This window comes from bacterium SCSIO 12827 (genome assembly GCA_024397995.1).
Classification (GTDB): Bacteria; Pseudomonadota; Alphaproteobacteria; order Rhodospirillales; family Casp-alpha2; genus UBA1479.
The window spans coordinates 257,164-281,312 of sequence record CP073746.1 but is presented as its reverse complement, the minus strand read 5'-3'; the positions used below and the strand labels follow the sequence as shown (position 1 = coordinate 281,312).

Here is a 24,149-nt window from a genome sequence, read left to right as displayed (position 1 = left end):
GAATATTTTAATCGGCCGCGGCAACGATGGGTCACGTAATCGCACAAAAAACAATCACGAATAAAGATAGGGCATAAAATTTAGGCAAAAAATGCGCGCAAGCTCGATGATGTCCCCGGCGCCGCAAGAATGCGACGCGCTAAACAGGCTGGCCCGAGGCCGTTGCCGTCGGCATGGCATGGGCCATGCCCCAATCCCGCAACGCCATGATCACCGGGATCAGCGACTGCCCCTTCGGCGTCAGCGCATATTCGACCTTCGGCGGGACCACGGGATAGACCGTCCGGCTGATGATTCCATCCCCCTCAAGCTCGCGCAGCTGCTTGGTCAGGGTGCGCTGCGTGACCGACCCGGCCAGTCGATTAAGTTCGTTGAAGCGCTTGGTGCCGTCGGCCAGATGGTACAGCACCACCCCTTTCCACTTTCCGCCGATCTGTTCCAGCGCCGCCTCGACAGGGCAGCCGGGCGAACAATCGTACTTCGAAAACCGCGGCACGCGGCCCGGTTCGGGCGTTTCGGCGGCAGGCACCGGCTTGGCGAGGGTCATCTGGGGCTCCATAACATCGGGGATTTCCTTATAGTATCCAAAATGTATCTATACGCATTTAATGTGCGTACTTGTCTTCATTCACTATACAAGCAATATATCTCCCAACAGCGCCCTATACTAGGAGAACCGACATGCGTGCCATCGGCTACGCCAAGAGCCTACCCATTGACGATCCGAAATCGCTTGAAGACATCGAACTGCCGGACCCGACGGCATCTAACCTCGGCGCCGACGACCTATTGGTCGAAGTGGCCGCCGTCTCCGTCAACCCGGTCGACACCAAGGTCCGCATGCGGGCCGAGCCGGAAACGGGGCACAAGGTTCTCGGCTGGGATGCCTCCGGCACGGTCAAGGCGGTGGGCAGCGGCGTCACCCTGTTTCAGCCCGGCGACGACGTATTCTACGCCGGCGCCATTGGCCGTCCCGGCACCAACAGCGAGCTGCACATCGTCGATCAGCGCATCGTCGGCCGCAAGCCCAAGGCCCTCGACCATGCCCAGGCGGCGGCCCTGCCGCTGACGTCGATCACGGCCTGGGAACTGCTGTTCGAGGGCATGGGTCTGCGCGAGGGTGAAGGCGCCGGCGAGAGCCTGCTGATCATCGGCGCCGCCGGCGGGGTCGGATCGATCCTGATCCAGATCGCCAAGGCGCTGACCAGCCTGACCGTGGTCGCCACCGCGTCGCGCGACGAAACCCGCGACTGGTGCCTGCGGATGGGCGCGGACCATACCATCGACCACCGCCAGCCCCTCAAGCCGCAGCTTGATGCCCTGGGCCTTCGGCCCCGCTACGTGGCCGGCCTGACCGCGACGGAACAGCACTATGACGCGATCATCGACCTGATCCAGCCGCGCGGCACCATCGCCCTGATCGACGATCCCGTGACGCTCGACGCCCTGAAGCTCAAATCAAAGGCGCTGACCCTGCATTTCGAATTCATGTTCGCCCGCGCCATGCACGACGCGCCGGACATCACCGCACAGCATGATCTGCTCGACCGGGTGTCGGAGCTTGTCGACCTGGGCCGCATCGTCACCACCGCCAACAGCCACGGCGGCACGATCAACGCCGCCAACCTGCGCGCCGCCCATGCACAGCAGGAAAGCGGCCGGGCGATCGGCAAGACCGTTCTGGCCGGGTTCGAGTAGGCGCCATGACAAAGACCATTCTCATCACCGGGGCGACAGACGGGATCGGCCTGGCGACGGCCAAGGAATTGGCGGCGCGGGGCCATACCGTTCTGCTCCATGGCCGCAGCCCGGCGAAACTGGCCGACGCGGAAGCCATGATCGCCGGCCTTGCCGGCCGGGGCGGGGTGGAGACCTATCTGGCGGATCTGTCCAACATGGCCGAGGTCGAGGCCTTGGCGAAGGCCGTGGCCAGCCGGCACGACCGTCTGGACGTGCTGATCAACAACGCGGGCGTCTACAACGCGCCCGATGCCGTCACGGCGGACGGGCTCGACGTGCGGTTCGCCGTCAATACGATCGCCCCCTATCTGCTGACACGGCGCCTTCTGCCGCTGCTCGGCGCGGGCGGGCGGGTGATCAACCTGTCCTCCGCCGCCCAGGCCCCCGTCGATGCAGACGCCCTGGCTGGCCGGACCCGGCTGACCGACGGCGCCGCCTACGCGCAAAGCAAGTTGGCGATCACCATGTGGACGCGCGCAATGGCCGATGCCCTGGGGCCGGACGGCCCGGCCGTCATCGCAGTCAACCCGGGCTCTCTGCTCGGCAGCAAGATGGTGAAGGAAGCCTTCGGCATGGACGGTAAGGACATCGGCATCGGCGCGGATATCCTGCGCCGCGCCGCCCTTGATGACACCTTCGCCGATGCCGCCGGACAGTATTTCGATAACGATTCCGGCCAATTCGCCCCGCCCCATTCCGACGCCCAAGACGCCCGGAAATGCGACGCCATGATGCGCGCCATCGAAGCGGTCTTGGCCGAACTTAAATAAGCCGGGGCCCCTTGCCTTCCGACCCCGGCGACCGGTCACATCTGACCGACCGGCAGCCGGGGCGGGCGTGGCGGAGGGGTAGACGCCCTAGTTCTTCTTCAATTGCGGTTGGTCCAGGTAGCGGACATCCCTGGGTGAATAGGGAAGCGGGTTGATATAGCGGAAGCCCTGGGACTGCAGATAGGCGATTTCGGGAAATCCCGCCGGGACCACCGTGACAAAACCGTGGAAATCGTCGGCCTTGTAGCCGGCCGCCCGCAAGGCATTGTGGCACATGCGGAATTCCACGCCATTGTCGGCCAGTTCCTTCATCTTGTCGACGATGCCCTGGTACTTGATGTAGTTCTCCTTCGCGAATACGCGCAGTTCCGGGCCATGGCTCACGACCACCATCTTGCCTTTCAGCGGCTTCATCGTGTTCTTCACGAACGCGTAAAGCATGTTGAGATCCTTGGGCTGCGTATAGTTCGCGTCGAACACGGCATCGATCGTCGGATATTCGTGCAAGTCGGTCTTCGACGTGCCGTAGGGTGACAACTCGTCATTGGCAAACCCGGCCGTGCTCATCGAGATTGCAACCGCACTCGCGGCCGCGATTAGAAATGTCCGTTTCATCGTAATCCTTCCTGTTGTGGCGCTGTCTTTATGTTGTCATCGAAGCAGCCGCACGACAGCGCATGCGCGGTTGCCCGCATGAATGTTCTGGCCGCTAAACTGTCTGCAGCCATTCCCGCAGATGCGCCGCCTCCGTGACGATCATCTCCGGATCGGCGAAAACCGCCGCGATCAGACTGATCCCCTGAAGGGCCGAGACGAGATGCAGGGCGGATCGGCCAGACGCATCCTCGGCGCCAAGCAGGCGAAATTGTTCCTCGCACCAATCGAGCAGCAATCTGAACGGCTGCGCCGCATGGTCGCTCAGCGGCCCTCGTGTCCGCGCCAACTCGAAGCAGAGACTGCCGATCGGGCACCCGAAGAGGGCATCGACCTCACGGTCCTCGACCCATATCTGCACGAGCGCCAGCAGGCGGGCCCGCGGATCTGAAAGAGCCTGATGACGCGAGATCAGCCGCGCGATCCCGTCTTCCCTCCGGTCGATCACCGAGGAAACGAGATCATCCTTGGTCTTGAAATAATAGAAGACACTCCCGAGTGGGATGTTGGCGGCGCGCGCCACGTCGGTCAGGGTCGTCTTCGCCACCCCTTGCTCATGAAAAAGGCCCGCGGCGGCAGTCACGAGGTCATGCTGTTTCGCTTGCGCGGCGGCACGTTGCATCAATAACAAACCTAGTTAGTTAACTTACTATATTCATGAAGTATGCCGATTCCCCCACCGAGTCAATTGCCCGGACGCGATGGGGACATATCCGAACACAAGCAGTCGGCGGCCCTGTTAACGACGCCGGGTCCGTCAAAAAAGCGCGATGAAAATTAAGCGTCGCCGGGCAAGACGGAACGCCGTGACCCGGACTAGATGCCCAGTTCTCGTGCCGTCAGCAGGCTTTCCGCAACCTCGACCATGCGCTTGCCTTTGGCACGGGCCATCGCGCGGATGGCGTCATAGGCGGCGGGTTCGGTCATGGCGCGTTTTTCCATGAGCACGGCCTTGGCCCGGTCAATGACCTTGCGTTCGGCCAATTGCAATTCGGCGTCGGTCACCCGCTGTTCCAGTTCGCGGTAGGCCTCGAACCGCGAGATCGCGACATCGACCACGGGCTGGATGCGGTCACGGCGCAGGCCGTCGATGATATAGGCGCTGACCCCGGCCCGGATCGCCTGCTTGGTCATTTCCGGGTCGCTTTCGTCGACGAACATGGCGATCGGGCGCTTGACCTCACGCGACACGCGGAACATCTGTTCGACCGTGTCGCGGTTGGGGTTTTCCAGGTCGATCAGGATCACGTCCGGGTCGATGGCGGCGATGCGGGGCACCAAATCCGTCATCTCGCGCAGATGATGAACCTGATGATAGCCCGCGTCCTGAAGCCCCGCCAACAGGACCTCGGCGCGTTCCGCACTCTCATCAATGACCAGGATCTTCAGGACGGCGCCCGACATCTCTCATCTCCAACCACGTGACGTGTTGGCTGCGGCTTCGTTTCTCGGATGCGCCCCCAGATGCGGACAATCTTATTTCCGTCCGTCATTGACCATGACGGTAGAATTTGTTCGCCGACCTTTCAAGATGCATTCGCACCCCCCCTGTGTATATTCTTGGCCATGCGGCGAACGGACGCCGCCAGCCCGCGAACGAACGCGGCCCCGGGCCGAGACGCCCTCCCCAATTCGATCCTGCATTGATGGATGAGGAGTCCTGACCATGGAAACACGCCCGCCCCTGCCCCCCTTCACGTTCGAGACCGCAACCCAGAAAGCCCGCCTGGCCGAGGATGCCTGGAACCACCGCGACCCGGTCAAGGTGTCGCTGGCCTATACCCCTGACTCGACTTGGCGCAACCGGGCTGAATTTTTCACCGGCCGCGACAAGATCGTCGAATTCCTGGAACGCAAATGGGCGCGCGAGCTTGATTACCGTCTGATCAAGGAACTATGGGCCTTTCACGACAACCGGATCGCCGTGCGCTTTCAGTACGAATATCACGACGACAACGGCCAATGGTACCGGGCCCATGGCAACGAACAGTGGGAGTTTTCACCGGAAGGCCTGATGCGCCGCCGCGAGGCCTCGATCAACGACGTCATCATCACGGAAAATGAGCGCAAGTTCACCTGGCCCCTCGGCCCCCGGCCCGACGATTTTCCCGGACTGACGGAACTGGGGCTCTAGCAAAACCCGCGCGGCATGGCCGCGACGGTCGCTTTGCGGCGAACAAAGAAGCCTAGCTTTCCCCGTCCAGAAGAATGTCGGCCAGGGCATCCGGGCAGACCACGAAGGGCGAATGACCGCAGTCCAGATCCCAGGTCCGCCGCGCCGGCAGGGCATCGAGCATGGAATCCTGCAGATCGGCGGTAATGGCGAAGTCCTGACGGCAGGAAATGTAATCGCGCGGCACCCGGCCGAATTTTTCCGGGGTCAGGGCAAGGGCTTGACGAAAGATCGCCACGGGCTCGGGCCGGAGTTGGGGAAACACCCAGTCCAGGTCTTCCTCGGGCGCGTCCTGATAGAAGGCGTCCCAGGTCGTCTGACGGTCGACGGCAAGGCAGGGCACGCCGTCGAACACGACCTTGTCCGCCCGCGCCCGCGTATCCCCGTCGCGGCGCGCCCAGTCGATGATGCTTTCGCCTGGCCCCGGCATGTAGGCCGTGAGGTAGACCAGGCGGGTAAGCAGGTCCGGCACCCGCTCGGCAACTTCTGCGATCACCGCCCCGGCCATGGAATGGCCGACCAGGGTGACGGGGCCGCCCTGTTGCCGGACGGCTTCGGCGATATGGTCGGCATAGAGCGTCAGCGTGAGGTCCCCCGACGGCGTCCTGTCCGCGCCATGGCCCGGCAGGTCGGGGGCCGTGACCGCCGCCCCCCGCGCCCGCAGGACCGGCGCCAAGCGGTCCCAACACCAGCCGCCGTGATAGGCGCCATGGACCAGGATGGAAACGGGCGGTCACGACGGCACAGCGCCTAAAGGGCGACCAGATCGAAGGCAACGCTGATGCGCGTGCCGTCGCCGGTGAACGGAATGGTGCGGTGGAAATAGGCTGAGGGGAACAGATACATCACCCCTTCCTCGGGCGGGAACAACTGCAGGCGCGGTTGATGGCGCAGCTTGAATTGCTCGGGCGCCTGGAAAAATTCGATGAAGCCGTTGGTGTCGCCCGGGTCCGTGACCTGGGCCGGCAACTGCGGATAGTAAACGCCGGACAAGAAACCCGACGGATGGATATGCGGCATCTGATGGCCGCCGGCATTCATCTCCACCGCCCAAAGGGTCAGCGAGTATTCATCGGACCAGCGGGTGAACAGGGGATGGGAACTGCGCCGATGGCGGCGGCGATAGGCGCGCGCGGCCTCGGCGATCATCTCCTTGAACTGGGTCATCGGGCCCCAGGGGTCGCAGACCAGGCTGCCCGTGTGGCGGCCCGCGACGGTGGCGTGGCTGGGCGGCGACGGGACCAGGGACGGGTGGTCCAGGATGTGGCGGACCATCGCCTTGTTGAAGTCGGCCAATGAGGCGAAGCCGTTCGGCGCCAGGGGCCGGTGGCCCATGATCAGGTTGGGCGGCAGGAAGGTCTCGGCCTCCGCCGCCTGCCCCATGTCGGTCATCACGATGGCCCGGTAGGCGAGCATTTCCGGATCCCCCGGCACGGCCGCCAGGCGGTCGTCGCAGACCTTGAGCGCGCGTTTGTGATCACCCGCCTGCACCAGCGCATCGACCAGATTGACCCGGGCCAGGCGATGATCGGGCTTGGCCGCCAAGACGGCTTCATAGCCGGAAATAGCTGCATCGACATCACCCGCGTCCAACTTCAGGGTCGCCGCCATTTCGTCGAGATCGTGAGACCGCGCACCCTTGGCCGCGGCATCCGCAATCAGGCGGGCCGCTTCGTCCTTGCGCCCGCCCTGGATGACCGCCGCCGCCAACCCGGCCCAGGCGGCCGCATTGTCCGGCAGGCGGGCGGTCAGATCGCGGTAGGCTGCTTCGGCCCCTGGCCGATCGCCCATATGCAGGAGGGCCGCCGCGTGCTGAAACGCGAACACGGGGTTGTCCGGAAAGCGCGCCATGCAGTCGGCCAGAAACGGCACGACCGTCTCGTAATGTTCGGTGCCGACCAGGGCCTGGGCCAAATTCTCCCAGGCCGGCTGCCAATCGGGCCGGGCGTCGCAGGCGGCCCGCAGATGCGTGATCGCCTCGGTCCATTGATGGCGGCGCAATTGGAGGGAACCCAAGTTGTAATGCACGGCCGCGTCGCCGGGCTTCAGGTCGAGCGACCGGTGATAGGCGGGCAAGGCGATCCGGCTGACGCCAAGGCGTTCCGCCGCATGGCCCATCATCGCCCATTGTCCGGCATCCAGCGCGCGGCGCGCGTCCAGGCGGGAAAACAGCTCAAGCGCCAGATCGTCGGCGCCCGCCTGATAGGCTGCGCCCGCGCCCAGTTCCAACGTTTCCTCATCGGCGCGGCCGGTCACGGCGGCCTGATAGGCCGCCTGCCCCGCGTCAGCTAGGCGCCCGGCCTTGATGAGTTTCTTGATGTCGCACGTGACGGCACTGATGGTCATTCGCTGATATCCGACCTGCATGATTTCCTCGTCTCCCGGCCGTTACCGCGAGACCCGCGGACGGTAGCAAACTTTCGCATCCGGCCCTATAGCCGAGGTGCACCGGCCCGCCCTTGATCCAGGTCACGCAAAAGAAAAGGGCCGCACCCGAAGGTGCGGCCCTTTCCGAAACAAACGGTCGGCAGCGGGATTAGAAGCCCATGCCGCCCATGTCGGGCATGCCGCCACCCGGGGGCATGCCGCCGGCTTCTTTCTTCTCCGGCTTTTCGGCGACCATGGCTTCCGTGGTGATCAGCAGACCGGCGATGGACGCCGCATCCTGCAGAGCCGTACGGACGACCTTGGTCGGATCGATGATGCCGGCTTTCAGCATATCGACGTACTTGCCGGACTGGGCGTTGAAGCCCTGGGTCTTGACCTTGCCTTCAAGCAGCTTGCCCGCGACCACGGCGCCGTCGAAGCCGGCGTTTTCCGCGATCTGACGGATCGGGGCCTGCAGGGCGCGCAACACGATGTTGATGCCGACCTGCTGGTCGTTGTTTTCCGGGGTCAGCTTCTTCAGGGCGTTGGTGGCATAAAGCAGGGCAGAACCGCCGCCCGGGACCACGCCTTCCTCGACCGCGGCGCGGGTGGCGTGCAGGGCGTCGTCGACGCGGTCACGCTTTTCCTTAACCTCGACCTCGGTGGCGCCGCCCACGTTGATGACGGCCACGCCGCCGGCCAGCTTGGCCAGACGTTCCTGCAGCTTCTCGCGGTCGTAGTCCGAGGAGGTTTCCTCGATCTGCGCCCGGATCTGGTTGCAGCGCGCTTCGATGTCTTTCTTCTTGCCGGCACCATCGACGACGGTGGTGTCGTCCTTGGTGATGATGACGCGCTTGGCCGTGCCCAGCATTTCCAGGCCGACGTTTTCAAGCTTGATGCCGATGTCTTCGGAAATCACCTGGCCGTTGGTCAGGATGGCGATGTCTTCCAGCATGGCCTTGCGACGGTCACCGAAGCCCGGCGCCTTGACGGCGGCGACCTTCAGGCCACCACGCAGCTTGTTGACGACCAGGGTCGCCAGCGCTTCGCCTTCGATGTCTTCGGCGATGATGATCAGCGGGCGGGAAGCCTGAACGACGGCTTCCAGAACCGGCAGCAGCGGCTGCAGCGAGGACAGCTTCTTCTCGTGGATGAGAATGTAGGGGTTGTCCATGTCGCAGGTCATCTTGTCGGCGTTGGTGATGAAGTACGGCGAGGTATAACCCCGGTCGAACTGCATGCCTTCGACGACGGTGACGTCCGTGTCCAGGCCCTTGGCTTCTTCGACTTCGATGACGCCTTCATTGCCGACCTTCTGCATGGCTTCGGCGATCATCTTGCCGATCGCTTCGTCGCCGTTGGCGGAAATGGTGCCGACCTGGGCGATTTCGTCGGAGGTCTTGACCTTCTTGGAGACGGACTTCACGTCGGCCACGACGGCTTCGACAGCCATGTCGACGCCGCGCTTCAGGTCCATCGGGTTCATGCCCGCGGCCACGGCCTTGACGCCTTCGCGGACGATGGCCTGGGCCAGAACGGTGGCGGTGGTGGTGCCGTCGCCGGCTTCGTCGTTGGTCCGGGAAGCGACTTCCTTGACCATCTGCGCACCCATGTTTTCGAACTTGTCGGTCAGTTCGATTTCCTTGGCGACGGTGACGCCGTCCTTGGTGATGCGCGGGGCGCCGAATGCCTTGTCGATAACGACGTTACGGCCCTTGGGGCCGAGGGTCACCTTAACCGCGTTGGCGAGGGTGTCGACACCCTTCAGCATGCGGTCACGGGCGTCGGATGAAAACTTAACTTCCTTAGCAGCCATCTTAATTTATCCTCTTGGTTCGATCTTTTTCGGGTGCCTTGCGGGCGGTCGATCGGCCTTAGCCGATGATGCCCAGCAGGTCTGATTCCTTCATGATGATCAGCTCGTCGCCGTCGATCGTCACTTCGGTGCCCGACCATTTGCCGAACAGGACCTTGTCGCCCTTTTTCACGTCGAGCGGCGTAACCGAGCCGTCTTCGTTGCGGGCGCCGGAACCGACGGCAATAATCTTGCCTTCCATGGGCTTTTCCTTGGCGGTGTCGGGGATGATGATCCCGCCCTTGGTCTTCGCGTCCTGCTCGATGCGCTTGACCAGCACACGGTCATGCAGAGGCCTGAACTTCATAGTCGCTCTCCGTCAAATATTGGAAACATAAGGGTTTTTTTGTGTTTGTTAGCACTCAACCCAAGTGAGTGCCAGCGATGTAGTCCGCTGGCGTCTCCCTGTCAAGGGCATTGGGCCCGAATCCCAGGGAAACTGCGCAATTAACGAACACTGATCGGGGTTTGAAAGGGTCAGGAAGCGCGGGTGAAGATCACATTCACATCCGTATCCGCCCGCTGAATGCCGCGCCGCGCCTCGGCAAAGCCGGCTTCGGTCAGAAGGGCGGGGATTTCCGCATCGTCGGGGGCGATTTCAATAAGCAGCGATTTCACCTGACCGCTTTTCAGCAACCCCATGGCGCCCTTGAGGATCTGCGGTTCGATGCTATCGACGTCGATTTTGATGTGCTGCGGCGGCGTGAAGCCGTAGCGCTCGATCAAGCTGTCGGCGGCGAGCGCGAAAGCATCCACGGCGATCTCGGCCTTGGCGAAACCCAGGCGCGACAAGCCGCTATCATAAAGCGACGAACCCGAAGTGCCGGCCTCGAACGACGGCATGTAGAAACGCCCGCGCCCGTCCCGGTCACTGAGGCCCAGGCAATGGGCTTGGACCGCCTCACCTACGCCGTTTTCAACCACGTTGCGGGCGAGGCAGTGAAAGGAGAACGGATTGGGTTCGAACGCCACGGTCGAAATGCCCCGCTTGCCCGCATAGACCGCATAGGGCCCGACGCTGGCGCCGATATCCCAGAACACCTCACCGGCCTGAAAGCCATCGATCCATTCGACCGTTTCCGGTTCGCGCAAGAAAGCGTGGCGGGCGAAATAAAGCGCATCCTTGCCGGGCGTATAAAGAGTGATGGGACCCAGCGGTGTGTCGACGGGGACCCGTGGCGTCACGGCATCGGCCAGCCGTGCCTGCGTCGCGTAACGCGGCCAACGCGACATCGGGGCTGTCAGCCCCCCGACCAGGCCGGCCAGAAATGCGGAATAGGTTTTGCTCATGCCGTGCCGTCGCCTGCGCCGTCATTGCCGAGCACGCGAGCGTAAATGCTTTCCAACTGCCGGACCACGGCTTTATGGCCATAGGTCTCCAGGCAGTCACGGCGCAGTTTGGCGCGGTCGAAGGACGCCGCCCGCCCGTGCATGTCGCGAAGTGCCTGAGCCATCGCCGGGTCGTCGCCGGGCGGCACCAGAATGCCGCTGTCCGGGGTCAGGATGCCTTCCGGTCCGCCGCAAATGGTGGCGACCACGGGCGCCCCTTGGGACAGGGCCTCAATCACCACGACGCCGAAGGTTTCCACGAAACTGGGCAGCACGACCGCGTCGGCCGCGGCCATGGCGCGGCGCACGTCCGCGGCCGGAAGCAGACCGATAACCTTGACCCGGTCGAGGATGCCCAGGTCTCCAGCCAGACGCAGAAGCGGCCCGCCGTCGCCCGAGCCGACGAAATGGAGTTCCACATCCGGCCCCGCCCCGCCCGCCGGAAAGGCCTGGGCGAAGGCCCGGATCAGGCCTTCCTGGTTTTTTTCCGCGGAAATGCGCGCGGCACACAAAAATACGAAAGGTCCGCCCGGGGCCTTATCCTCGGGCACCGCTTCCTCGAAAGCCGGTGTCAGGATATTGGGCACGACCGTGGTCGGGTCGGCCTGGGCCGCATACTGGTCGAGCAGAATATCGCGGAGCTGCGGGCTGACGGCCAGGCGCGCGGCGGCGGCGGTGAGCACGCCGGAAACCAGGCGCTTCTGCCACCAACGGTGCTTGCCCTGGGCGAAATCCGTCGAATGTTCCGTCAGCACAAAGGGAACGCCCCGGCGCGCGGCCAGGCGCTTGGCCAAGACCCCGGCATAGAGGGCGGCATGGGCGTGCAGAATATCGGGCCGTCCTTCCGCCGCCACATAAGCGTCGAACAGCTTCGTCCCGGCGGCGGCGAACTTGCAGGCATCGCGAAACGGCACCCGCGGCAGGCGATGCAGGGTATCCATGCGCCACACCCGCAGTTGACCGTCATCTTCGGCGCGAATGCGGTTGATCGCCGGCAATGGCCCGGCGCGATAGTCGCGCAACCCCCATAACTTGGGATAGATCAGCCCCACCTTATGCCCGGCGGCGGCCAATGCCTGGGCCTGATCGCGAAAGAACGACCCACCGCCCGCAGACCGCAGGTGAGAATACCAGGAGGGGATCAGAAGGACATGCATGACGGTTTCCCGGCCATCGTCAGGGGCCGCAACCCGCGCCTCATTCCGCCGTCGAAGACCCGGCGCCGCCCAGGTCCTCTTCCAGGTCCTCATCCAGGACCTTGCCGTGACGATTGCGGCGATACAGATACACGCCAAGAATGCCCGACAGCGCAAACAGACCGGCAGCAAGCGCGATATTGGCCGCCGGGTCGACCTTGATGCCCGTACCGATGAGCGCGAAGATCAACGTCTGCGGTACGTAGCCGATGGCGGATCCGGCGAAATAGGGCAGGCCGGGCACACTGGTCACGCCCGCCGCCAGATTGGTCAAAAGGTTCGAGCCGATCGGCAGAAAGCGGATCAGGAGCGTCATCGAAAACGGATTTTCCGCAAGGAAGCCGTCGATACGCTTCACCTTGCCCGGGAAGCGGCCTGCGACCAGGTCGCGGCCCAGGAACCGCGCGTAATAGAAACTGATGATGCAGCCGGCCAGGGTCGCCAGTACCGCCAACGCCGTGCCTTCGGCGATGCCGAAGGCGTAGCCGCCCAGAAAGGCGATCAGTTGGCGCGGAAGACCAATCGCCGTGCACAGACCGCCGGCGGCGACGAACACCAGAATGCCGGCCATGCCCTTGCCGCGCACGTAGGTGTCGATCCAGGTTTCATCAAGATGGGCGTCCAGGCCGGTCAGCCGAATCAAAATCACGACCGCGATCAGCGACAACAGCAGGGTGCCGCCGCGCAGGGCGAGCTTCATGCTCATCGCGCCGGGCCGCCCGCTCCGCCCTGACCAGGGGTTTCCTCGACGACCTGGGGTTTGGAGCCCCGGCGCTGCAGCCACATCACGCCGAACAGGTCGACGATGCCGACCCACAGCCGGTTCCACACCCCGTATTTGGAGGTCCCCCGTTCGCGCGGGCGGTGATTGACCGGCACGGACAGGACGCGCCCGCCCAGGCGGAGCATCAGCGCCGGCATGAAGCGGTGCATATGATCGAACCGGGGAAAATCGAGGAACGCCTGGCGAGGGAAGACCTTGAGACCGCAGCCCGTATCAGGCGTGTCATCCTGCAACAAGCCGGAACGGATACCGTTGGCGACCCGCGACGACAGACGACGGATGTAGGTGTCGCGCCGTTTGGCGCGCAGACCGGCGATCATCAATCTCTCGCCGCCGCCTTCTTCATTGTACTTGGTGACCAGGGCCGGGATATCAGCGGGATCGTTCTGGCCGTCGCCGTCCAGGGTCGCGATCACAGGGGCACGGGCCGCCCGAACGCCGGTCCAGATGGCGGCACTCTGGCCACAGCAGGCGATATGGCGGAGCACGCGCAGTTCCGGAATCTTATCCGCGAGATCCTTGAGCATACCCAGGGTCGCGTCGGTGCTGCCGTCGTCCACATAGATGATTTCGTACGCCGGACCGCCCCCCAGTGCCGCCCGGATCTCGTCGATCAGCGGGGCTAGGTTCTCGGTCTCGTTGTGTACGGGCACAACCACGGCCAGGGCCGGTGCAGCAGTGTCTGAAGAAATGCCGGTCATGAGGGAACTTCGCGCTTTTCCATCGTCGCGGCACCGCCCGCCCAAAGTGCGGCACGGCACGCGCGACCGCTTATTGCACCCGTGCCGTCAAAGGTCAAATATCTTGCATTCTGCGGCCACTCCCTCCATGGCTGATGGGTGGGGCCTGACGGCACCCGTTGCGACAACTTCACCCCGAGGAGGCCCCGATGCCCCATGGCCCGACCGGCGAGCCGCCGGAAGCCCTCCCCATCCTGCACCGCGAAACGGTCCTGCCCGATTGGATCGACTACAACGGCCATATGAACCTGGCCTACTACGTGCTGGTGTTCGACCATGCGACCGACGCCCTACAGGACGTGGTCGGGCTGGATGCCGCCTACCGCGCGGCCACCGGGGGATCCGTCTTTGTGGTCGAGGCCCATTTGACCTACGACAGCGAGGTCAAACTGGGCGAGGAAATGCGGGTGCGCCCGCGCGTGCTGGACGTCGACGGTAAACGCCTGCATCTGTTCCACGAAATGTTCGCCGGAGACGACGACCGGTTGGCCGCGACGAACGAGCTGATGATCCTGCATGTCGACCTGAATAGCCGCCGCGCGGCGCCGTTTCCGGCCCCCGTTCTGGCGCATCTGGAGCGCCTGAAGGCGGCGCATGCCGCCCTGCCGCAACCCCCGCAGGTGGGGCGCCGTATCATTATAAAGAAAAAGGTATGAATCCAGCGCACGGGTTATGTTAGAAAATAGCCTTATAATTTGTCGGCGCCGAATGACCGGCACATAAATGGTTCTTGGAAGGTGAGAACGGCGACCCCAACACCTTAAAAAGGAAGGCAGGCCCGTTGTCCGACGAAACTAAACCTCGGAGCACCCCCAGCGCCTACGCCAAATCGGCGCTCCAGATGATGGAGAAAAAGGGGATTCCGCCGAAACCAAACAACTTTGCTGTTTGGTATCGGTATTTCTCGGGTGCATATCCGGAACTGGCGCGCACCCTGGATGTGATCCTGGAAGCCGGTCTGCCGTTCACCGAAGAACGCAATGCGGAAATCTACGACCGCTTCCTGGGCGTGACCCTGGACGAGGATTTCCTGAACGACGCCACGCTGCGCGTCGAAACCGAACTCAAGAAACTGATGACCTACCTGGAAGAGGCCGGCACTGATGCCCAGGCCTATGGCGACACCCTGTCCGTGGTGTCTGGCGAGTTGGCGCGGGACGATGGCCGCAAGGACATCCGGGCCATCCTGGAACAGGTGGTCGCGGCGACGCGCACCATGGAGGAACGCAACCAGGTCCTCGAAACGCGGCTGAAGGAATCCGCGGGCGAAATCCGCAGCCTCAAGGAAGATGTCGAATCCCTGCGCCACGAAGCCATGACCGATGCGTTGACCGGCGTCGCCAACCGCAAGTTGTTCGACGAGGAAATCCGCATCGGCGCCGCCGAGGCCATGGACCGGGGGCAGCCCCTGACCTTGCTGATGATCGACATCGATCACTTCAAGAATTTCAACGACACCCATGGCCACCAGGTCGGCGATCAGGTGCTGCGGTTCGTCGCGCGCATATTGAAAAGCTGCGTGCGCGGCGAAGACCTGACTGCGCGCTACGGCGGCGAGGAATTTTCCATCGTGCTGCCCAATACGACGCTGAAGAACGGCGCCAAGGTTGGCGAGCACGTCTGCACCCAGGTCTCGAAGAAAGCCGTCATCAACCGCGCCACCGGCAAGAGCCTGGGCACCATCACGGTGTCCGTGGGGGCGGCGGAATTTCAGCCGGGCGAAAGCGTGGAAAGCCTGATCGAACGCGCCGACGAAGCCTTGTATCTGGCCAAGCATAACGGCCGCAACCGGGTTGAAATGGGCCTCACGACATCCCCGGGCGGGCGCGGCACGCGCCAAGCCCACCCCTGATCCCCCGCAGAATGGTCCGATGTCCCGGCCCCAAGACCGGGCCCGGGGCCGAGGTATGCCGGCGGCTGTCGTAAAACCGTTTCTTGACAAACCCCCCGGAGGAAGGCCATCAGGCCATGTAGAGCCCGCGGCCCCGATGTGGACAGCCTCCGCACGGGCCACAGATGCGGGAACGCGCAACCAGGCGGGGCACCAGGCAAATGGTCCCTTTGACCGACCGCATTCTTGACCATTTTCCCGACCCGACAGTCCTGCTGGACAGCCGACGGTCGGTCATCTACGCCAACGGCGCCGCGCGCGAACTGTTGGACATCACCCGCGTCGGCCACGATCTGGCGATGTCGCTGCGCCACCCCCGGGTGCTGGACGCCGTCGATCAGGTGCTTGGCCGGGACGAGACCCGCACGGTCGAAGTGATCCTGCCGGGCAATACCACCCGCAATTTCGAGATGTTCGTCTCCGGCGTGCCGCCGGCCCCGGACACGAAAGGGGTCGGTGCGGTATTGGTTCTGCGCGACATGACGACCGCGCGGCGCGCCGAACAGATGCGCGCCGATTTCGTCGCCAATGCGTCGCACGAATTGCGCTCGCCGCTGGCGGCCCTGCTCGGCTTCATCGAAACTCTGGAAGGCCCCGCCGGCAGCGACGAGGACACCCGCACGCGGTTCCTCGGCATCATGCTGCGCGAAGCCAAGCGCATGGCGCTGCTGATCGACGATTTGCTGTCCCTGTCCAGGGTCGAGATCAACGAGCATGTCCGGCCCACCGCCCCCGTCGACATCGCGGGCGTGCTGTTGAACGTGACCGAGGCGCTGAGCGTCCAGGCCAAGGTCGCCAACGTGCCGATCCGCGTCAATTACGGCAGCAACCTGCCGACGGTCCATGGTGAAGCCGACCAGTTGTTCCAGGTGTTCCGCAATTTGATCGAGAACGCCATCCGCTATGGCGCCAAGGGCGAGGCCATCGATGTCCGGGTCGAAGCGGCCCAGCGGATTCCCGGGTCCGGCCGTTCGGGCGTCGCCATCAAGGTCACGGACCACGGCGAAGGCATCCCCGAAGAGGCAATTCCGCGCCTGACGGAACGTTTCTATCGAGTCGACAAGGCGCGTTCCAAAAGCGTCGGCGGCACCGGCCTTGGCCTTGCCATCGTCAAGCACATCGTCAACCGCCACCGCGGCCATCTCGCGGTCGAAAGCACCCTGGGCAAAGGATCGACCTTCACGGTCTATCTGCCGGCGGAACCGCCCCGCCAGGGACTGCTGCCGGGCAGCGGGGCGGTAGCCATACCGTCCTCAGATGTGTCATAAATCCGTAACATTCTGATTGCCCCCGCCTGCGGTTCCGGCCTATGTCCCTGGCGGCCCTGGCGCATGACCATTGCGTTCCCACGCCCGCCCCATCCCACCGGCCGGTTTATTCGCCGCCCGGCCCAATTGCCAAAGGTGACGGTCCCCCGCCATGTATAAAGAAACCCTAAGCAAAGACCTGAGCAAGCTGGCCGCCGTCGAATACGCGACCCAGGCGCTGTCGCGCCGGTTTTCGCGCATCGGCTGGGCGCTGCTGTTCCTCGCGATCACCTCGAACGTCGCCATGATCGCCACGGTCGGCATGGACCACCAACTGTTCATCGTCGCCGCCGGGGTAATCGGCGGCTACATGGCGCTGAACATCGGCGCCAACGACGTTGCCAACAACGTCGGCCCAGCCGTCGGCTCCCGCGCCCTGCCCATGTTCGGGGCGCTGATCATCGCGGCAGTGTTCGAATCGCTCGGCGCCATCCTGGCCGGGGGCGACGTAGTCAAAACCATTTCCAAGGGCATCGTCGACCCCAACCAGATCAGCGATCCCGACATCTTCATCTGGGCCATGATGTCGGCACTGCTTGCCGCCGCACTTTGGGTCAACCTGGCAACCTGGCTGAGCGCGCCCGTGTCGACCACCCATGCCGTCGTCGGCGGCGCCATGGGGGCGGGCATTTCCGCCGCCGCGTTCGGGGTCGTCGACTGGGGCGTGATGGGCGCGATCGCCGCAAGTTGGGTGATCTCGCCGCTGATGGGCGGGGTCATCGCCGCCGCGTTCCTGGCCTTCATCAAGTTCAACGTGATCTATCGCAAGGACAAGATTGCCGGCGCCAAGCGCTGGGTGCCGGTGCTGGTCGCCCTCATGGCCGGCGTGTTCTCCGCCTATCTGTTGATGAAGGGCCTGAAGAACCTGTGGCGTCCGGGGCCCGAAATCGTGGCCCTCGTCGGGCTGGCCATCGGTGTCCTGACCTACGCCGTGGTCCGCCCCCTGATCCACCGCAAGGCGGCGGGCATGGAAAACCGCAACAAGTCCGTGCGTACCTTGTTCACCCTGCCGCTGATTTTCGCAGCCGCCTTATTGTCTTTCGCCCATGGCGCCAACGATGTGGCCAATGCGGTCGGGCCGCTTGCCGCCGTCGTCGACACGGCAACCACAGGCAGCACCCACGGCAAGGTCGGCATCCCAACCTGGGTGCTGTTCGTGGGCGCGGCCGGCATCACCATGGGATTGCTGCTGTTCGGGCCCAAGTTGATCCGCACCGTGGGCGCCGAGATCACCAAGATGAACCCCATGCGCGCCTATTGCGTGGCGCTGGCCGCCGCGATCACGGTGATCATCGCCTCGGCGCTGGGCCTGCCCGTGTCGTCGACCCATATCGCCGTCGGCGCCGTGTTCGGCGTCGGCTTCTTCCGCGAATGGGTAACCGGCCGCAAAAGCCATATCAATCACGGACGTGTCGACAAGGACCCGGAGCCGGAGCCGGAGCCGGAGACCGCCGGCAGCAGCGACCCGGAGCGGACCCGCCGGCGCAAGCTGGTGCGGCGCCAGCATTTCATGACCATCGTGGCAGCCTGGATCATCACGGTGCCGTCGGCGGCGCTGATAGGGGCGGCCCTATTCCAGATGTTCGCCTGGGCCTTTTCCTGATCGCCCTGGGCTAACACGCCGCCCCCCAATACACCCTTCCCATAGACGTATCTGATGTGACATCCGCACGGTTGTCATGTTTCGGAAACGTGAAAATCGTTGAATTTCCGCCGTTTTTTATTGGTGGTTGTCATAAAACTGCAACATCCATGTCATAAATACGACGTGTGGCGGTCTTAGTTTGGGCGGCGATGAAATTCGGGGGCGAGCGCTTTCCGAAAGAACGAATAACCCAGTATCCCTTCAAGACACGTAGGAGCTACCCATGTTTCGCAAGTCACTTGCAGTCGTCGCCGTTGCCGGCATGGCCGTTGCGATGGCCAACGCCGCCGAAGCGCGCGATCAGATCCGGATCGTCGGCTCGTCGACGGTGTTCCCGTTCTCGACCGCCGTCGCCGAACAGTTCGGCAAAACCACCAAATTCAAAACCCCGGTCGTCGAAAGCACCGGTTCCGGCGGCGGCCTGAAACTGTTCTGCGCCGGCATCGGCGCCCAGCACCCGGACATGACCAACGCGTCGCGCCGGATCAAGAAATCCGAAGTCGAGCGTTGCGCCAAAAACGGCGTCACCGACGTCGTCGAAGTGAAGGTCGGCTATGACGGCATCGTCCTCGCCAATTCCAAGGCTTCCAAGCAGATGTCGATCACCCGTCAGCAGCTGTTCCTGGCCCTGGCCAAGGACATCCCGGCCGAAGGCGGCAAGCTGATCCCGAACCCGCACAAGACCTGGAAAGACGTTGATGCGTCCCTGCCGGACATCAAGATCGAAGTTCTGGGCCCGCCCCCGACGTCGGGCACCCGCGATGCCTTCGCCGAGCTGGGCCTGGAAGGCGGTTGCAAGAAGTTCAAGGAAATCGCCGCCCTGAAGAAGTCCGACAAGAAGAAGTACAAAGCGGTCTGCCATTCGGTCCGCGAAGACGGCGCCTATGTGGAAGCCGGCGAGAACGACGTGCTGATCGTCCGCAAGCTCGAAGCCAACCCGAACGCCTTCGGCGTGTTCGGCTACAGCTTCCTCGACCAGAACGCCGACAAGATCCAGGGCTCCCTGGTTGACGGCCAGGCACCGACCTTCGAAGCCATCTCCGACGGCTCCTATCCGGTGTCGCGCCCGCTGTACTTCTACGTCAAGAAGGCGCACGTCGGCTCGATCCCCGGCATGAAGGAATATGTCGCCGAATTCACCGCCGACAAAGCTTTCGGCCCCGACGGCTATCTGACCGACAAGGGTCTGATCCCGATGGGCGACGCGGAGCGCAAGAAGTTCCGTGAAGACGGCGCTGCCCTGCGCAACAACATCGACCTCTAAGTTTCCTGGCCTAAACGTCCCCGGAAGGTTTCGGCCTTCCGGGGATCGCCCGGCCCCGGGCACCCCCACCGACCTGATATTCGTTTTTATATAATATTCTCCAGCCCGTATTTCGGGTGCCGCAACCAAGGACCAGAAGCGTCATGAGCTTCCCCGTTTTGTTTGGCGTCCTCGCCCTTCTGACCATCTTCGGATACTACCTGGGCCGGTCCCGCGCCCTGAAGACCGCCGGTGGTCAGGTCCGCAACCTGCATTCGCTGCCCAATTACTACGGCTATTACATCGGCCTGTGGTGCGCGGCGCCCGGGTTCCTGCTGCTGGTCGGCTGGATGGCGCTTGAAAACACCATCATGGACAGCATGCTGATCGCCAATCTGCCGGACAGCATGAAATCCCTGCCCGCGGCCGAACTGTCCCTGCTGCTGAACGACGTCAAGAACCTGGCCAACGGCGACATCGTCAGCCGCGAGATCATCGACCTTGACCTGAAGAACGCCGCCGCCTTCTACGGCCAGCTTCTGACCACGTCGAAAATGCTCCTGACGGCGATCCTCGTCGCCGTGACCTGCGGCGGGATCTTGGTGGCCCGCGGCCGTATCGCGCCCGACCTGCGCGCCCGCAACAGCGTCGAGAAGGCGGCCATGGCGATCATGATCATCTGCTCGACCATCGCCGTACTGACCACGCTGGGCATCATCCTGTCGCTACTGTTCGAATCCCTGCGCTTCTTCCAAAAGGTTCATCCCTTGGACTTCGTGTTCGGCCTGGAATGGAGCCCGCAGACGGCGCTGCGCAAGGACCAGGTGGGGGCGACCGGCCTGTTCGGCGCGGTGCCGCTGCTGGCCGGCACGATGCTGATTTCCCTGATCGCCATGTGCGTGGCCGCCCCGGTCGGCCTGATGGCGGCGATCTACATGTCCGAATACGCCCCCCCCAAGGTGCGCGGCACGGTCAAGCCGCTGCTGGAAATCCTGGCCGGCATCCCGACCGTGGTCTACGGCTTCTTCGCCGCCCTGACGGTGGCCCCGTTCTTCCGCGAATGGGGGCTCGATTTTGGCCTGACCATTTCGTCAGAAAGTGCCTTGGCGGCCGGCATCGTGATGGGGATCATGATCATCCCCTTCGTCTCGTCCCTGTCCGACGACGTGATGTCGGCGGTGCCGCAGTCGCTGCGCGAAGGCTCCTACGGCCTGGGCGCCACCAAATCGGAAACCATCAAGCAGGTAATCCTGCCGGCAGCATTGCCGGGCATCGTCGGCTCGATTCTGCTCGGCGTCTCGCGCGCCATCGGTGAAACCATGATCGTCGTCATGGCCGCCGGCCTGGCCGCCAACCTGACAGCCAATCCCTTCGAAGCGGTGACCACGGTCACGGTGCAGATCGTCACCCTGCTGGTCGGCGACCAGGAGTTCGACAGCGCCAAGACCCTCGCCGCCTTCGCCCTCGGCTTGATCCTGTTCTGCGTCACTTTGGTGCTGAACATCATCGCCCTCACCATCGTCAACAAATATCGAGAGCAATATGACTGACGCGGCCCCCATCATGAACGGCCCGGCGAACGGGAGTCTTGCGACCCGCAACTCCAACGACGCCGTCAGCAAAGGCCTGAAACGCCGGTATGCGGCGGAGCGGCGGTTCAAGGCCTACGGCATCCTCGCGATCGCCTTCGCCATGGGCATGCTGGGCCTTTTGTTCACGACCATCGTGTCCAAGGCGATCCCCGCCTTCACGCAAACCATGATCAACCTGGAAATAACGCTCTATCCCCAGGACATCGATCCTGCGGGCACGCGGGAACGCCAGACCCTATCATCGGCCAATTACCGGAAGGTCATCCGCCAGGCCTACTATGACCTGTTCCCCGACGTCACCAGCCGTCGTGACCGCCGCGAACTGTTCGACATGATCAGCCCCGGCGCGGTGTATGAAATCCGCGACATGGTGATGGCCAACCCGAACCTGATCGGCGAACGGGTAACCGTACAGATGCCCATGTCCGACGACATCGACCAGTTGAACAAGGGCCAGATCCGCAAGGACAGCCCCGAGACCGAACGCCGGGTCAAGGACAAGCAGATCGCCTGGTTCGAGCGCCTGGAAAACCGCGGCCTGGTCGAGACCGTGTTCAACACCACCTTCTTCACCGCCGGCGACAGCCGCGAACCGGAACTGGCCGGCATCTTCGGCGCCGCCATGGGCTCGCTGTTCACCATGTTGGTGACGCTGTTGGTGTCGTTCCCGCTGGCCGTGGCCTCCGCCATCTATCTGGAGGAATTCGCCCCGGTCAACAAATGGACCCAGACCATCGAGGTCAACATCAACAACCTGGCCGCGGTGCCGTCCATCGTGTTCGGGTTGCTGGGGCTGGCCGTGTTCATCAACTTCTTCGGCATGCCGCGTTCGGCCCCCGTGGTCGGCGGCCTGGTGTTGGCCCTGATGACCCTGCCGACCATCATCATCGCCGCCCGATCGGCCCTGAAGTCTGTGCCGCCGTCGATCCGCGAGGCCGCCTACGGCCTGGGCGCCTCGCCGCTGCAGGTCATCACCCATCATGTGCTGCCGCTGGCCATGCCGGGCATCCTGACCGGCACCATCATCGGCATGGCCCAGGCCCTGGGCGAGACGGCGCCGCTTCTGATGATCGGCATGGTCGCCTTCATCGTCGACGTGCCGCACGGCGCGCTCGACCCGGCGACCGTGCTGCCGGTGCAGATCTATCTGTGGGCGGATTCGCCGGAACGCGCCTTCGTGGAACGCACCTCGGCCGCGATCTGCGTGCTGCTGGGCTTCTTGGTAATCATGAACGTGGGCGCGGTTTTCCTGCGCAAGCGTTTCGAGAGGAAATGGTAAGGATGACCCCCGACATGAATCAGAGCATTCCCCAGGACACGGCCGGAGATAGCCCCGTGGCGCAATCACAACCCGACGCGGTCAAGCTCAAGGCCCGCAACGTCAAGGTGTTCTATGGCGAGAAACAGGCTCTGTTCGATGTCAATCTGGACATCAAGGCGAACGAGGTGACATCGCTGATCGGCCCGTCGGGCTGCGGAAAATCCACCTTCCTGCGTTCCTTGAACCGCATGAACGACACCATCGACATCTGCCGGGTCGAGGGCGAGATTTCCCTCGACGGGCAGGACATCTACGACAAGAACATCGACGTCGTGCATCTGCGCGCCCGGGTCGGCATGGTGTTCCAGAAGCCCAATCCCTTTCCCAAGTCGATCTTCGACAACGTCGCCTACGGCCCACGCATTCACGGCCTGACCAATTCCAATTCCGAGTTGGAGGGCATCGTCCAGACGGCATTGGAAAAGGCCGGCCTGTGGAACGAGGTCAAGGACCGCCTCGACCAGCCCGGCACCGGCCTGTCCGGCGGCCAGCAGCAACGCCTGTGCATCGCCCGCGCCGTCGCGGTTTCGCCCGAAGTGATCCTGATGGACGAACCCTGCTCGGCGCTCGACCCCATCGCCACGGCCAAGATCGAGGAATTGATCGACGAACTGCGGGAAAATTTCACGATCGTCATCGTCACCCATTCCATGCAGCAGGCGGCCCGCGTGTCGCAGCGCACCGCCTTCTTCCACCTGGGCTATCTGGTCGAAGAGGACGATACGGAAAAGATGTTCACCAATCCAACGGACGAGCGCACCCAAGGTTACATCACCGGTCGCTTCGGCTGAGGCATTGGGGCGACACACCGGGAGACCACGAGACATGACCACAGATCACATCGTCAAGTCCTTCGACGAGGACCTGAAAAAACTGGACAACATCATCGCCGAAATGGGCGGCCTGGCCGAGGTTCAGTTGGCCGACGCCGTGGAGGCGCTGATCAAACGCGACACGGACCTGGCCGACCGGGTGATCGCCGGCGACAAGAAGATCGACGCCCTGGAAGCCGAACTGGATAACCAGGCAACCATGACCTTGGCCCTGCGTCAGCCCATGGCCGATGACCTGCGCACCACCATCACGGCGCTGCGCACGGCAAGCCTGATCGAGCGCATCGGCGATTACGCCAAGAACATCGCCAAGCGGTCGGTGGTGCTGGCCCAGTCGCCGCCCCCCGGCCCGACCAAAAGCATTGCCCGCATGGCGACTCTGGTTCAGGGCATGACCAAGGACGTGCTGGACGCCTACGTGGCGCGAGACGTGGACAAGGCGGAGGCCGTACGCGCACGCGACGCCGATGCCGACCTGCTGCACACCAGCCTGTTCCGCGAAATTCTGACCTACATGATGGAAGATCCGCGCACGATCACGTCCTGCACGCATCTTCTGTTCGTCTCCAAAAACCTGGAACGGATCGGCGACCACGCAACCAACATCGCCGAACTGGTGTACTATCTTGTGAAAGGCGTGCCGCCTACGGACGAGCGCGAAAAAAGCGATGCATCAAGCTTCACTGTCGTCGATCCCGACCGCGACTAA

At 63.5% G+C, this 24,149-nt stretch carries 24 protein-coding genes; 12 read left to right on the top strand and 12 right to left on the bottom strand.

Annotated features, from left to right (window positions below):
• Positions 1-139: 139 nt before the first annotated feature.
• Positions 140-547 (bottom strand): helix-turn-helix transcriptional regulator, encoded by a 408-nt coding sequence (locus KFF05_01370; protein UTW52072.1) that lies wholly within the window; start codon positions 545-547, stop codon positions 140-142.
• A gap of 134 nt (positions 548-681) precedes the next feature.
• Between KFF05_01370 and KFF05_01365 the strand changes: the two genes are divergently transcribed.
• Both KFF05_01365 and KFF05_01360 read left to right on the top strand, forming a co-directional pair.
• A complete protein-coding gene (locus tag KFF05_01365) occupies positions 682-1,698 on the top strand; it encodes a zinc-binding alcohol dehydrogenase family protein (protein ID UTW52071.1) in 1,017 nt (338 codons plus the stop codon).
• A gap of 5 nt (positions 1,699-1,703) precedes the next feature.
• Entirely contained in the window at positions 1,704-2,510 is an 807-nt protein-coding gene (locus tag KFF05_01360; GenBank protein ID UTW52070.1) for an SDR family NAD(P)-dependent oxidoreductase, read from the top strand.
• An 87-nt stretch (positions 2,511-2,597) separates the two neighbouring features.
• On the opposite strand, the gene KFF05_01355 is transcribed toward KFF05_01360, so the two are convergent.
• The 3 genes from KFF05_01355 to KFF05_01345 form a co-directional block, all read right to left on the bottom strand.
• A complete protein-coding gene (locus KFF05_01355) occupies positions 2,598-3,125 on the bottom strand; it encodes a DsrE family protein (GenBank protein UTW52069.1) in 528 nt (175 codons plus the stop codon).
• Between the two features lie 94 nt (positions 3,126-3,219).
• Positions 3,220-3,786 (bottom strand): TetR family transcriptional regulator, encoded by a 567-nt coding sequence (locus KFF05_01350; protein ID UTW52068.1) that lies wholly within the window; start codon positions 3,784-3,786, stop codon positions 3,220-3,222.
• Between the two features lie 194 nt (positions 3,787-3,980).
• Entirely contained in the window at positions 3,981-4,568 is a 588-nt protein-coding gene (locus KFF05_01345) for an ANTAR domain-containing protein (GenBank protein UTW52067.1), read from the bottom strand.
• A gap of 262 nt (positions 4,569-4,830) precedes the next feature.
• Between KFF05_01345 and KFF05_01340 the strand changes: the two genes are divergently transcribed.
• The gene (locus KFF05_01340) at positions 4,831-5,298 is read left to right on the top strand and encodes a nuclear transport factor 2 family protein (protein UTW52066.1); all 468 of its coding nucleotides are present in this window, start codon (positions 4,831-4,833) and stop codon (positions 5,296-5,298) included.
• Between the two features lie 52 nt (positions 5,299-5,350).
• Here KFF05_01340 and KFF05_01335 read toward each other — a convergent pair whose 3' ends face one another.
• The 8 genes from KFF05_01335 to KFF05_01300 form a co-directional block, all read right to left on the bottom strand.
• Entirely contained in the window at positions 5,351-6,058 is a 708-nt protein-coding gene (locus KFF05_01335; GenBank protein UTW53527.1) for an alpha/beta fold hydrolase, read from the bottom strand.
• 29 nt (positions 6,059-6,087) lie between these two features.
• Positions 6,088-7,683, bottom strand: coding sequence for a tetratricopeptide repeat protein (locus KFF05_01330; GenBank protein UTW52065.1), 1,596 nt, complete (start codon positions 7,681-7,683; stop codon positions 6,088-6,090).
• 190 nt (positions 7,684-7,873) lie between these two features.
• Positions 7,874-9,520, bottom strand: a complete 1,647-nt coding sequence (gene groL, locus KFF05_01325; protein ID UTW52064.1) for a chaperonin GroEL — start codon at positions 9,518-9,520, stop codon at positions 7,874-7,876.
• A 58-nt stretch (positions 9,521-9,578) separates the two neighbouring features.
• Positions 9,579-9,866, bottom strand: a complete 288-nt coding sequence (groES, locus tag KFF05_01320) for a co-chaperone GroES (protein ID UTW52063.1) — start codon at positions 9,864-9,866, stop codon at positions 9,579-9,581.
• A 170-nt stretch (positions 9,867-10,036) separates the two neighbouring features.
• Complete coding sequence (locus KFF05_01315) at positions 10,037-10,849, bottom strand: FkbM family methyltransferase (protein ID UTW52062.1); 813 nt, start codon at positions 10,847-10,849, stop codon at positions 10,037-10,039.
• Positions 10,846-12,045, bottom strand: a complete 1,200-nt coding sequence (locus KFF05_01310; protein UTW52061.1) for a glycosyltransferase — start codon at positions 12,043-12,045, stop codon at positions 10,846-10,848. The genes KFF05_01315 and KFF05_01310 overlap by 4 nt, the downstream gene beginning before the upstream one ends.
• A gap of 40 nt (positions 12,046-12,085) precedes the next feature.
• The gene (locus KFF05_01305; GenBank protein ID UTW52060.1) at positions 12,086-12,790 is read right to left on the bottom strand and encodes a TVP38/TMEM64 family protein; all 705 of its coding nucleotides are present in this window, start codon (positions 12,788-12,790) and stop codon (positions 12,086-12,088) included.
• Complete coding sequence (locus KFF05_01300) at positions 12,787-13,569, bottom strand: glycosyltransferase family 2 protein (GenBank protein ID UTW52059.1); 783 nt, start codon at positions 13,567-13,569, stop codon at positions 12,787-12,789. The genes KFF05_01305 and KFF05_01300 overlap by 4 nt, the downstream gene beginning before the upstream one ends.
• 188 nt (positions 13,570-13,757) lie before the next feature.
• On the opposite strand from KFF05_01300, the gene KFF05_01295 reads away from it, so the two are divergent.
• From KFF05_01295 to phoU, 9 genes are all read left to right on the top strand, one after another.
• Positions 13,758-14,264 (top strand): thioesterase family protein, encoded by a 507-nt coding sequence (locus KFF05_01295; GenBank protein UTW52058.1) that lies wholly within the window; start codon positions 13,758-13,760, stop codon positions 14,262-14,264.
• Positions 14,265-14,389: 125 nt separating this feature from the next.
• Positions 14,390-15,460 (top strand): GGDEF domain-containing protein, encoded by a 1,071-nt coding sequence (locus KFF05_01290; GenBank protein UTW52057.1) that lies wholly within the window; start codon positions 14,390-14,392, stop codon positions 15,458-15,460.
• A 200-nt stretch (positions 15,461-15,660) separates the two neighbouring features.
• A complete protein-coding gene (locus tag KFF05_01285) occupies positions 15,661-16,767 on the top strand; it encodes a PAS domain-containing protein (protein UTW52056.1) in 1,107 nt (368 codons plus the stop codon).
• 151 nt (positions 16,768-16,918) lie between these two features.
• Positions 16,919-18,409, top strand: coding sequence for an inorganic phosphate transporter (locus KFF05_01280; GenBank protein UTW52055.1), 1,491 nt, complete (start codon positions 16,919-16,921; stop codon positions 18,407-18,409).
• A 265-nt stretch (positions 18,410-18,674) separates the two neighbouring features.
• The gene (locus KFF05_01275) at positions 18,675-19,715 is read left to right on the top strand and encodes a PstS family phosphate ABC transporter substrate-binding protein (GenBank protein ID UTW52054.1); all 1,041 of its coding nucleotides are present in this window, start codon (positions 18,675-18,677) and stop codon (positions 19,713-19,715) included.
• Positions 19,716-19,858: 143 nt separating this feature from the next.
• Positions 19,859-21,244, top strand: coding sequence for a phosphate ABC transporter permease subunit PstC (gene pstC, locus KFF05_01270; GenBank protein ID UTW52053.1), 1,386 nt, complete (start codon positions 19,859-19,861; stop codon positions 21,242-21,244).
• Complete coding sequence (gene pstA / locus KFF05_01265) at positions 21,237-22,565, top strand: phosphate ABC transporter permease PstA (GenBank protein UTW52052.1); 1,329 nt, start codon at positions 21,237-21,239, stop codon at positions 22,563-22,565. The genes pstC and pstA overlap by 8 nt, the downstream gene beginning before the upstream one ends.
• A 14-nt stretch (positions 22,566-22,579) precedes the next feature.
• The gene (locus KFF05_01260; protein ID UTW53526.1) at positions 22,580-23,398 is read left to right on the top strand and encodes a phosphate ABC transporter ATP-binding protein; all 819 of its coding nucleotides are present in this window, start codon (positions 22,580-22,582) and stop codon (positions 23,396-23,398) included.
• 34 nt (positions 23,399-23,432) lie between these two features.
• Entirely contained in the window at positions 23,433-24,149 is a 717-nt protein-coding gene (phoU, locus tag KFF05_01255) for a phosphate signaling complex protein PhoU (protein ID UTW52051.1), read from the top strand.